Genomic DNA, 11793 nt, shown 5'->3' with positions numbered 1-11793 from the left:
TTCAGGCGCGCTTGCCCTGGACCTCGCACTTCACGTCGGAGACGATGCAACCGTCGGCCAACTTGATGATGCGGTCGGCCAACTGGAAGTACTGATCGTCGTGAGTAATGATCAGGATCGTCTTGCCGCGACGTTTGAGGTCCGGCAGCAATTCCTCGTAAAAGAAACGCTTGAACGGCGGGTCCTGGTCGGCGGCCCACTCGTCCAGCAGGTAAATCGGACGGTCCTCCAGGTAGGCGCAAACCAGTGCCAGGCGTTTCTGCTGGCCGTACGACAAGTCCGTGGTGGTCGAGTAACCAAGTCCCTCGATCTTGACCTTTTCTTCCAGGCCCAGAGTCGACAGGTATTTCTGCGCCTGATCGGTGCTGGGATGTTCTTTCTCGTCAGGACCTATCAATCGGTTGAACACATGGAAGTCAGAGAACACCGCCGAGAACAGATCGCGATAGTTGCCGCGCGAGTCGTCTGTGACCGCCGTACCGTCGAGCAGTAGTTGACCCTCTTGCGGGATGTACAGGCCGCAAAACACTTTGGCCAGGGTGCTTTTGCCACAACCGTTGCCGCCGACGATGTAGACCAGCTCACCGGAGTGGATCGTCAGGTCGATAGGTCCCAAGGCAAAACCGGAACTGCTCTGCGGGTCCTTGTAGTTCATGTGTACGTTCTTCAGCTGGATACTGCCCCATGACTTCTTGTGATCGAGGAGCAGCACATTGTCGGCATCGCTGGTTTCCGGTTCCGGATGCGGCTCGTTAATGGAAAAACCGAAATCCGCCAGGCGCGTGCAGGCAATACGTCCCTGGGCCAGCATCGGCATGGCGCTGACCAGCATTACCAGCGGGCCCATGATGTACAGCACCGCCAACACACTGGCACTCATGGTCCTGGCATCGATAACAGCGAACATCGGCGCAACGAACAGCAGGCAGCCGACCAGCAACGACAGGGTCAACTGGCCAACGTTTTCGGCGCCAGTGAACCAGAGCCGTTCAATGTAGTTGTACTTCGCGACCCGTACCGAAGACTCCTGGATCGCCGAGCGGCTGAACCAGCGGCGGCGAATACCGTTGAGTTTCAGTTCCTTGAGGCCGAACACCAGCGCGTGTGTGTATTCGTTGAAGGCCGTGAACTCGTCGCGCACCTTGTGGGTGAACTTCATGCCACCCATGAAAAACAGCATGTACATTGCAACGCCCAGCACCATCAGCGAGATGGTTATTGCAAACACCACCCAGGACAGGTAGGCCAGGTAGGCAATACCGAACAGGAACACCGCCGACTCCACCAGGATCGTTGGCATGACCAACAGCGTAGCGTTGAGTTGCGGCATATCACTGGTCAGCAGGGTCAGCACATTCGGCGCACCACGGCGGTCGATTTCCTCAAGCGGCGTGCCGAGGATCTTGCGGCACAGGGCAATGCGCATACGGGTCATGATGCGCATGCTGGCGTAGGCCGGAAACAGCGACGCACCGTTGCGGAAAACCAGGGCAACCAGGCTCAGGCCAACGAACCAGAACAACGACTCACGCTGAAAGGTCTCTTCGTGAATCGCCTGGTTAATCACATTGACCACGGCAATGGACGCAACGCCGCTGATGAGCCCGGTCAGCAGCGTAAAGAACGTCAGCCAGGGATGGTTGCTCCACAACAGACGCATGATCGAGCCTGGTCTGGCCTTCTTTTCTTGCTTGGTTTTCATTGGTTGCTGTCCTTGGATGCTTGGTCCGCGTGGGCGCCGATGTGTGAAAGCCCTGACGGTATCAATGGATGTCGATCATTCAGGCCGGTTGCCAGACATCGCCCCGATCAGTCATTTCACCCATGGCCACAACGATCAGCCGGGGCTCTTCATAAGGGTCTCGGGCATGGGCGACGAGCATGTTGTCAAGCATCACCACATCGCCCTTGCGCCAGTCGAAGCGCACTGCGCAAGCCTCGTAGGCATCACCGATCAAGGCCATCACCGAGTCTTCGATGGCTGAGCCGTCGCCATAGCTGACCAACCTTGGCAGGCGGTCGGGGCCGAACATATCGAGCAGGTCCTCGCGTAGCTCTTCGCCCATGCAATAGGGGTGATGCAACTGCACCTGATTGAAAAAGCCACGCTCGCCGGTGAACGGATGGCTGATCACCGCCGGGCACCGGGTGCGAAGCTGCAGCGTGTCGCCGTCAAGCCATTCGAAGTCTGTACCTTGCTCGCGGCAACGCTGTTCAATAACGCTGCGCTCAGAGGTGCCGAAGAACGATTCCCAGCTCGGCTCGACACCGGCAGTGAAGGTGCGGCTGTAAAGCAGGCCTTTGCTTTCAAAGCGCTCGACCACCTCTTTGGGCAGATAGGCGAGCACCTGGCGAATGTCCGCCAGCGGCGTTGCCCCGCCCACTTTCGATGGCTTCTCACAGAAGAACCACTGCTTGCGAGGCCAGCTTTCCAGGTGCGAACTCTCGTTGTGATAAAGGATCATTTCGCGCTCGGGATACGGCGTTGAGCGATAGACATTGCGCCCGCCTTCCTTCTTTGGAAGATCGCCGTATGTGCCGTGCAGGCCAGGCGACAGCGCCTCGGCAAATGCTTCGAAGGCGGCGACCGAAGGCAGGTCAAACCCGCGAAACAACACCGCGCCGTGACGACACAACAATGCCTCGATTACCTCGCGTCGCTCGCTGGCCCATTGAGCCGGGTCCAGCCCGTCAGCGATTGGCTCGACGACCATTGGCAAACTGATGCCAGCAGCCAGCAGGGACAACCGCACCGAGGGGTCAGCGGCTCCGTCGGGCCACGTTGGCACCTCCGCTCGCTGTTCGTCAGCGAAAACGGGCGCAGTGTTAGCTTGAAGACTCATGCATAAACTCCTGGACCTCAGCCCTTCACATCCACGTTGTTTGGTGCCAGACCAACACGTTCCAGCACCGCGCAAGAATAAAAACACTGATGGCCGGGGGGCGTCTGTCACCGCATTCCGGGACAGCGGTCGCGCAGCATGTCAAAGCGAATTCATGGTGTTCGCCAGGGCCTTGTCCCCATTTCCCTCGACAGACGCAAGCCGGCAGTCGGTGCTGAAATGCGCCAACTGCGGATTTTGCCGGCCCTTCGAACAGATCCTTCAGGCCGCAGGGATGTCTTGAGTGCAGTGGATTTGAACGCTGCACCTGGTTACTAAACAGGAGCCTTTGTCATGCCGATCAAGAACACTGACGAATCGCTTGGCGCCGCGTCAGCCCCTCTCAAGCCCGGTGCTTTTCTGCACGAGATATTCACTGACAGGGCACGTCAATTTCCTGAGCGCATCGCAGTCAGTGATACGCTCAGGACCTTGAGCTACGCACAGCTCGAAGCACTCTCGACCAAGCTGGCTGCGCGTTTACGCAGTGAAGGTGTGACCCACGGAATGCGTGTGGGGATGTACATGTCGCGTAGCGTCGATCTGGTCATCAGCCTGCTGGGCATTCTCAAGGCCGGCGGCGCGTATGTGCCGGTTGACCCGCAATACCCTGGCAAGCGCGTCGAACACATCATGCGCGACAGCGGCCTCAGCCTGATCATCGGCGATGCTGCAGATCTGCCGAAAATACCGTCTCTGCGCGTATTGGCCCTTGACGAGTTGCTGTCCGCACCGGCGCTGAAACTGGCTGCCGAAGACGGCCGTTCAGACCCGGATCAGGTCACTGCCTACATCATCTACACCTCTGGCTCCACCGGTGAGCCCAAAGGCGTGCAGGTTTCCCATGGCAACGTCAGTCGCCTGCTGGAAAGTACCCAGCGCGCCTATGACTTCAACGCCCAAGACGTCTGGTCGATGTTCCACTCCATCGGTTTTGACTTCTCGGTCTGGGAAATCTGGGGTGCCCTCGCCCACGGCGGCCAGGTGGCTATAGTGCCGTATGAAGTGTCGCGCTCTCCTGCCAGCCTGCGTCAGTGGCTTGCCGATCAGCGCGTCACCGTGCTCAGCCAGACACCATCGGCCTTCCGCGGTCTTGATGAAGCTGATCGTGGCAATACTGCACCTCTTGCCCTGCGCTACGTGGTCTTCGGCGGCGAAGCGTTGCCCGCTACCGTGCTGCGTCCCTGGGTCGAGCGCCATGGCGACCAGAAGCCTGCGCTCATCAACATGTACGGCATCACCGAGGCCACCGTTCACACCACCTTCAAGCGAGTGTTGGCGCAGGACCTGGAAACAGCCGCCATGGTTTCTCTCGGCAAACCGCTGGACGGCTGGCGCCTGCACCTGCTTGACGCAAGCCTGGCCCCGGTCGCGGAAGGCACCACGGGTGAGCTGTACATCGAAGGCGCCGGCGTGGCTCAGGGCTATCTGAACCGTGAAGCGCTTAACGTCGAGCGTTTCGTCGAGTTGCCCGGTGCTGTACGCGCCTACCGCACTGGCGACCTGATGACCCTGGAGAGTAATGGTGAATACCGTTACGCCGGTCGTTGCGATGAACAATTGAAAATCAGCGGTTTCCGCATCGAGCCGGGCGAGATCGAGGCCTCTCTGCAAACCAGCCCGAACGTCGCCGCTGCCCATGTCGGTGTACACGATTACGGTGATGGCGACCTGCGTCTGGTGGCTTACGTGGTGCCAGGCAAGGGCGTCGATGCCTGGACAGAACAGACTCGCAGCGAAGTTGCCGCACTGCTGGCCGAAAGTTTGCCGGAGTACATGCGGCCCTCGGTGTATGTGCCGCTGGCATCGCTGCCGGTGACCCACCACGGCAAAATCGACAAGCAACAACTGCCCTCGCCTACCGCTGACACAGCGCCTTTACGTGCGGCAGACGTCAAGGGCCTCAGTGAACAGGAGCACTTCGTGCTCAAGGTCTGGAGCGAAGATCTGGGTCTGAAAAACATCGGCGTCAATGATGATTTCTTCGATTCCGGTGGCACCTCGCTGGCGCTGATCCGTTCGCTTAGCAAGCTCAAAGCGCACTACAAAATCAACCTCGACCCAGGAATCCTGGCGGATGGCGCAACGGCCAAAGTCCTGGCCGACCACATCTCCCGTAGCCTTGTTCAAGCCCATTGACCGAAAAGGAAAAGCTCATGAGCAAAAAATTCGCTTTAACTGCGGAACAGCGTGCCTCGTTCGAGAAAAACGGCTTTATCGGTCCGTTTGACGCCTACTCGCCAGAAGAAATGAAAGAAACCTGGAAGCGCACCCGCCTGCGTCTGCTCGACCGTAGCGCCGCGGCCTACCAGGATCTGGACGCCATCTCCGGTGGTACCAACATCGCCAACTATGACCGCCATCTGGACGATGACTTTCTGGCCAGCCACATCTGCCGCCCGGAAATCTGCGACCGCGTCGAAAGCATCCTCGGTCCGAACGTGCTCTGCTGGCGCACCGAGTTCTTTCCTAAATATCCGGGTGATGAAGGCACCGACTGGCATCAGGCCGATACCTTCGCCAATGCCTCCGGCAAACCGCAGATCATCTGGCCGGAGAACGAAGAGTTCGGCGGCACCATCACCGTCTGGACGGCGTTCACTGACGCGAACATTGCCAATGGTTGCCTGCAGTTCATTCCTGGCACCCAGAACAGCATGAACTATGACGAAACCAAGCGCATGAGCTATGAGCCCGATGCCAACAATTCGGTGGTCAAGGACGGCGTGCGTCGCGGTTTCTTCGGTTACGACTATCGCCAGTTGCAGATCGATGAGAACTGGAAACCTGACGAGGCCTCTGCTGTACCCATGCAGATGAAGGCCGGGCAGTTCATCATTTTCTGGTCGACGCTGATGCACGCGTCCTATCCGCACAGCGGCGAATCACAGGAAATGCGCATGGGCTTCGCGTCACGCTATGTACCTTCCTTCGTGCACATCTACCCGGACTCGGACCACATCGAAGAGTACGGCGGCCGCATCAGCCTGGAGAAATACGGCGCGGTGCAGGTGATCGGTGACGAAACGCCGGAATACAACCGTCTCGTGACCCACACCACACGCGGCAAAAAATTCGAAGCGGTCTGATCCAACTACGTCAGACGACAGTAGCCTTGCGCAATGTGCCTGAAAAAGCGCCCAAAAAGAGTAACGATCCATGACTATTTCCTCCGACGCAGCGATGCGTCTGTGCGAGACGGTGAGGATGCTCAGGCACCTTGCCCTCAATTTGCCCGATCCCGTGTGCCTGAGCTTTCTCGCCCAGGCCAACGGCCCGCTGCCAGAGCCGGCTTGCTCCAGCGTGCGAGCCACAGAGCGGGCGATCAATGCCGCGTTTGCGCGCATCGGCGTGCGCACCCTGCAGTACTTGCACGGTGGCGAGGCACAACTGTCGTCGTTCGAATACTTTATAAGCCGAAAAATCTGTGAAGCGCTCGACTATAGCTACGAGCACTTCGACGATGCTGGAGACGTCACCGCATTCAGTCGACTGCTCAAGCATTTTGAATTCAGCGGTGCAGTACCGCACATAGAGACACTGCACCTGACCACCCGTGACAATGCGCAATTGCTGGTGCATGCCAGCGCCAACCGAGAACTGCCTCCTGTAGTTCTGGCACTGCCTTGCGGCATTCCGTTCGATCTCTGCCGCGACTGGTTCGACGCCTTGAGCGAGCGCTTTTTTGTCGTGACCTGGGAGACCCGAGGGCTGTTCGGTGCCTGCGAGGCGTTCGACCAGATTGCGGTGGACACCGATGCTCAGGTCGCCGACATGATCAGCGTGATGAATCACTTCAGGCTATCGACCGCACACCTGATGGGCATCTGCGGCGGCGCGGTGATCGCCCTGAGCGCCGCCGCTTCCCACCGCGAACGGGTCAGCTCTCTGAGTTTGTGGCATGGCGATTACAACCTGGGCGACAACGATCTGCGTACCGCTCATCAGCAAAACTTCGAATGGCTGATGGAAAGCGCAGCTCAGGATCGCGGCGAGGCTGCTGACCTGCAAGCGATGTTCCTCGACCAGTCGACGCTGGCCACCACCCCTGAGTCCATTGCCCACGTGGTGCTTTACCCCTATGTCAATCCCGAGTTGTTCTATCGCTATGCGCGTTTGAATGATGCACTGAACAAGACCGAACTGGCACCACGACTGGCGCGCATCAGCGCGCCAACTCTGGTCGTGGCTGGCGATGCCGACTCGACGACGCACATCGGTGGCTCACGGCATATCGCTGCGTCGATCAAGGACGCCACGCTGCACATAGAACACAATGGCAGCCACCTCGCGTTCTTTGTCTCCAGCCCGCAATCGAAACACACCGCCTTCAGCTTCCTGGACGAAGTTCTTCAGCCCGCTGTCGCCTGACAGTCGCGCGATACCTCGGCGAATAAAAGGGCGGGGGCTCAGGCCCCCGACTTCACTCTGCGCTGCGGCCTTGAGCGCGGCTGTAACCGGCTCACCTCCCAGGCGGCACACTGGCGCAGCACCAATCAACAACCTTCCCTTCACCACCCCGCTCCACAAGCCAGTCGAATCGGTCCGGGCCTTATACCGAACAGTCTTGAATCATTGAACACCCAGCCCGGAAGCCCGCAGTTGTCCCAGCTTCCCACGACAGACATCCCCAAGGGGATGCTCTATTTTTTTTTCAATGTTTTTAGTCCTCCCTCCGACTGGCAGTCGTCCAGCCACATGCCACGCCGCCCTTCGACCGGAGACGAGCCAATTGATTTCGCAAACAGGTGCTTTGAGATGAATTCGTTGATCGACAATCTGTGCACGCAAGAACAAGAACCCCTTTCGCTGGCTTCGGTTCAGCAAGGTATCTGGCTCGATCAGCTCACACACCCGCACCTGCCTTACTACAACATCGGCATGACTCTGGAGATCAAGGGCGAGATCGATATTGTGCTGTTCGAAAAAGCCATCCAGATGGTCATCGACAGCCATGACGCGTTGCGTCTGAGTTTCAGTCACGAGAGTGGTATGGGCGGCCAGCGTGTTCTGTCCGAGGCGCCGTTCAAGCTTGAAGTGACCGACTTGCCTGAGGTCGACGGCGACGCCGAGCATGCCATTGCGCATCTGCGCGAGTCCTTCCGCCAACCCTTTGAGTCAATGACCGGACAACTCTGGGAGTCACGCCTGGTTCGTTGCGGGCCGCAACTGCATTACTGGTTCAATCGCTTGCACCACCTGGTCGCCGACGGTATCGGTGCAGTGCTGATTGCGCATGCCGTGGGCGATGCCTACTCAGGCTTGCTGGAAGGCAAGCAAACGCTTGCCGAGGGGCCTTCTTACCTCTCGTTCCTTGAAGAAGACAAGGCCTACATGACGTCTTCTCGCTACGAGCGTGATCGACTGTTCTGGGAGCAGACCTACGCCCAACTGCCGCCGGTTCTGCTGCAACGCAGAGCAGATTTCAAGGCAGGCGTAACCAACGGTCCAGCCCCCAGTGACCAGGTTCAAGCCATGTTGCCCCGCGCGCTTTACAACGCGCTTACGCAGTTTGCCAGCGAATGCAACCTGTCTGTGGCTCATGTACTGGTCGGAGTTATCAGCACCTATTTCTGCCGTACCGTAGGCGTCGATGAGATCGTTGTCGGAATGCCGGTGCATAACCGTACCAATGCTCGTCAGAAAGCCACCATCGGGATGTTTTCCTCGATCAGCCCGATTCGCGTGGGCTTCGATCCGCATGCAACGCTGGTCGACCTGATGAATAACATCGGTACGCAACTACGTCGCACTTACCGTCACCAGCGTTTCCCGATTGCCGAACTCAACCGTAGCCTGCGGCTGGCGCAAACCGGACGCCATCAGCTGTTCGATGTTTCACTGTCATTCGAAAGCTTCGATGGTGACGTCACGTTCGGCGGCGAGGACCCGGCGCGGGTGCTGATGCTGGACAACGGCTACGAACAGACGCCCATGGCGATCTTCGTACGCGATTACCATCCCTCTGAAGACATCCACCTGGACTTCAACTTCAACACGGCTTACTTCACCTTCGAGGAAGTTCAGCGCATACAGCAGCGCATTTTCGCCATGCTTGAAGCTGTGCTGAATCAACACGACAACCCTTTGGCACACTTCCCGCTGATGAGCCAAAACGAGCATCAGCAACTGGCAACTTTCAACCAAACCGCCCTCGCCTATCCTCGCGATATCCTGATTCACCAACTGATCGAGCAACAGGCCGCCCAGCGTCCTGATGCCTGCGCTGTGCGCGGCGACAGCGGGCCGTTGCTCACCTACGCCGAACTCAACCAGCAGGCCAATCAGCTGGCCTATCGCCTGATCGAACTGGGTGTGAAGCCGGATACGCGGGTTGCGGTAAGCCTGCGGCGCGGCGCGGAAATGGTCGTGGCACTGTTGGGTATTCTCAAGGCCGGTGGCGCCTATGTGCCGATCGATCCGGACCTGCCGAGCGCCCGTCAGGCCTATATGCTTGAGGACAGTTCGCCGCAGGCAGTGCTGACCAGCAGCGATCTGCTTGCAGATCTGCCAGCCCTAAGCGTTCCGGTGCTGGTGCTCGATAATCGCGATGACCTCGCGCAACTGGCTAAGCAGCCGAGCGGCAACACGGATGCCAAGGCTCTGGGTCTTCAGCCGAATCATCTGGCCTATGTGCTGTACACCTCGGGTTCCACCGGCACGCCCAAAGGCGTGATGAACGAGCACCTTGGAGTCGTTAACCGCCTGCTCTGGGCCCGTGACGCCTATCACGTGGACAGCAATGATCGCGTGCTGCAAAAGACCCCGTTCGGCTTCGACGTGTCGGTCTGGGAGTTTTTCCTGCCGCTGCTCGCCGGCGCCGAACTGGTCATGGCCCGTCCCGGTGGCCATCAGGACCCTGACTATCTGGCGCAGGTCATGAGTGACACGGGCATTACCCTGCTGCACTTTGTGCCTTCAATGCTCGACGTATTTCTGGGACACCGTTCAACCCGCGACTTCCCGCAACTGCGCCGCGTACTGTGCAGCGGCGAGGCCTTGCCTCGCGCGTTGCAGCGCCGCTTCGAGCAACAGCTCAAGGGTGTTGAACTGCACAACCTGTATGGCCCGACCGAAGCGGCCATCGACGTTACTGCGTGGGAATGCCGCCCGACGGATCCGGGCGAAAGCGTGCCCATCGGCCGTCCGATTGCCAATATTCAAATGCACGTGCTGGATGCGTCAGGTCACTTGCAACCACTGGGCGTTGCCGGTGAGCTGCACATTGGCGGCATTGGCGTGGCCAGGGGTTACCTGAACCAGCCAGAATTGAGTGCCGAGCGTTTCGTCGCTGACCCGTTTTCCAGCGACCCGCAGGCCCGCCTGTACAAAACCGGCGACGTGGGTCGCTGGCTGGCCAATGGCGCGCTGGAATACCTGGGCCGTAATGACTTCCAGGTGAAGATCCGCGGCTTGCGTATCGAGATCGGCGAAATCGAGGCCGCTCTGGCCTTGTGCGCCGGTGTGCGTGAAGTGGTAGTGGTTGCCCGTGCAGACGACCCGACACAACCTGACAGCAAGCGTCTGGTGGCCTACCTGTGTGGCGAACCGGCACCCGCCGAAAACCTGCGCAAAGAGTTGCTTGAACACCTGCCCGAATACATGGTTCCCAGCGCTTTTGTGCAGCTGGACAGCCTGCCCTTGACGCCCAACGGCAAGCTGGATCGCAAGGCACTACCTGCTCCGGATGCGCAATCGCTGATCAGCCGCGGTTACGAAGCGCCGCAAGGCGAAGTGGAAACGCTGCTGGCGTCGATCTGGGCCGACGTGCTCAAGGTTGAACAGGTGGGTCGTCATGATCACTTCTTCGAACTGGGCGGCCACTCGCTGCTGGCGGTGAAATTGATTCAGCAAATGCGCGATGTCGGTCTGAGTGCCGATGTGCATGTGCTGTTCGGCCAGCCGACCGTGGCGGCGCTTGCCGCAGCAGTCGATGGCGGCACGGACGTCGTGGTGCCGGCCAACCTGATTCCCGAACGTTGCGAACACATCACCCCTGACTTGCTGCCGCTGATCAGCCTTACTCAGGCGCAGATCGACCGCGTGGTGAAAGATGTGCCCGGCGGTGCTGCCAATGTGCAGGACATATACCCGCTGGCACCGTTGCAGGCGGGGATTCTTTACCACCATATCAGTGCCGAACAGGGCGACCCCTATACCCTGAAAGCACTGTTCGGCTTATCTGACCGGGCGCGGCTGGACGCTTTCAGCGGCGCTTTGCAAGGCGTGATCAACCGCCACGATATCCTGCGCACCGCGGTGCTGTGGGAAGATCTCGATGAACCGGTGCAAGTGGTGCTGCGCCAGGCTGAACTGCAAGTCACCGAGTTGTTCCTCGACCCTGCAGACGGCCCGGTTGACGAGCAATTGCACCAGCGCTTCGACCCTCGGCATTACCGCCTTGATGTGCGTAACGCGCCATTGATGCGCATTGTCTATAGCCATGACCCGGTCAACGACCGCTGGCTGGCGATGCTGCTGTCCCATCACCTGGTCAGCGACGCCACTTCCCTGTCCGTGGTCCTGCATGAAATTCAGGCGCACCTGCTCGGTCAGGGCGATGCGTTGGCTGAGACGGTGCCGTATCGCAACTATGTCGCCCAGGCTCGCCTGGGGGGCCGTGATGCTCAGCACCAAGCGTTCTTCCGCGAGATGCTCGGCGACATCGTCGAGCCGACCCTGCCATTCGGTGTGCAGGATGTGCAGGACGGCGGCCGTGACCTCAAAGAGGCCAGCGTGCCCCTGGCCGCCGAGCTGAGCCTGCGTTTGCGGGCTCAGGCTCGACAGGCAGGCGTCAGCGTCGCGAGCCTGATGCACCTGGCCTGGGCGCGGGTGCTGGGCAATGTCTCGGCCTGTGAAAAAGTGGTGTTCGGCACGGTACTGCTGGGCCGTATGCAGGCCGGCGACGGTG

General features: G+C 59.4%; 6 protein-coding genes (1 of these 6 running past the window's edge). 4 read left to right on the top strand and 2 right to left on the bottom strand.

Annotation, left to right across the window (positions count from 1 at the left end):
- Position 1 precedes the first annotated feature (1 nt).
- On the bottom strand, positions 2-1702 hold the full coding sequence (syrD, locus tag RYB09_RS21605; protein WP_316890153.1) for a cyclic peptide syringomycin export ABC transporter SyrD: 1701 nt from the start codon (positions 1700-1702) through the stop codon (positions 2-4).
- 79 nt (positions 1703-1781) lie between these two features.
- Positions 1782-2843 carry a TauD/TfdA family dioxygenase gene (locus RYB09_RS21600; RefSeq protein ID WP_316890150.1) on the bottom strand — a complete coding sequence of 354 codons (1062 nt, stop codon included), beginning with the start codon at positions 2841-2843 and terminating at the stop codon, positions 1782-1784.
- A gap of 333 nt (positions 2844-3176) precedes the next feature.
- On the opposite strand from RYB09_RS21600, the gene syrB1 reads away from it, so the two are divergent.
- The 4 genes from syrB1 to syrE form a co-directional block, all read left to right on the top strand.
- Entirely contained in the window at positions 3177-5021 is a 1845-nt protein-coding gene (gene syrB1, locus RYB09_RS21595) for a syringomycin E biosynthesis L-threonine--[L-threonyl-carrier protein] ligase SyrB1 (RefSeq protein ID WP_058402103.1), read from the top strand.
- A 17-nt stretch (positions 5022-5038) separates the two neighbouring features.
- On the top strand, positions 5039-5971 hold the full coding sequence (gene syrB2 / locus RYB09_RS21590) for a syringomycin E biosynthesis L-threonyl-[L-threonyl-carrier protein] 4-chlorinase SyrB2 (RefSeq protein ID WP_003349549.1): 933 nt from the start codon (positions 5039-5041) through the stop codon (positions 5969-5971).
- A gap of 70 nt (positions 5972-6041) precedes the next feature.
- Complete coding sequence (gene syrC, locus RYB09_RS21585; RefSeq protein ID WP_316890144.1) at positions 6042-7253, top strand: syringomycin E biosynthesis aminoacyltransferase SyrC; 1212 nt, start codon at positions 6042-6044, stop codon at positions 7251-7253.
- Between the two features lie 387 nt (positions 7254-7640).
- Positions 7641-11793 carry the 5' portion of a syringomycin E biosynthesis non-ribosomal peptide synthetase SyrE gene (gene syrE / locus RYB09_RS21580; protein ID WP_316890142.1) on the top strand. Its footprint extends 24221 nt past the window's final position, so the window shows 4153 of its 28374 coding nt (coding positions 1-4153); it begins with the start codon at positions 7641-7643; its stop codon lies beyond the right edge, outside the window.

This window comes from Pseudomonas syringae group sp. J254-4, from assembly GCF_032586855.1.
Classification (GTDB): domain Bacteria; phylum Pseudomonadota; class Gammaproteobacteria; order Pseudomonadales; family Pseudomonadaceae; genus Aquipseudomonas; species Aquipseudomonas amygdali.
Note: the sequence above shows the minus strand (reverse complement) of the source record. Positions and strands in the feature narration are given on the sequence as shown.

Coding starts and splice junctions, on each gene's coding strand:
- syrB1 (WP_058402103.1), top strand. CDS start 3,177: ATGCCGATCAAGAACACTGACGAATCGCTTGGCGCCGCGTCAGCCCCT.
- RYB09_RS21600 (WP_316890150.1), bottom strand. CDS start 2,843: ATGAGTCTTCAAGCTAACACTGCGCCCGTTTTCGCTGACGAACAGCGA.
- syrB2 (WP_003349549.1), top strand. CDS start 5,039: ATGAGCAAAAAATTCGCTTTAACTGCGGAACAGCGTGCCTCGTTCGAG.
- syrD (WP_316890153.1), bottom strand. CDS start 1,702: ATGAAAACCAAGCAAGAAAAGAAGGCCAGACCAGGCTCGATCATGCGT.
- syrC (WP_316890144.1), top strand. CDS start 6,042: ATGACTATTTCCTCCGACGCAGCGATGCGTCTGTGCGAGACGGTGAGG.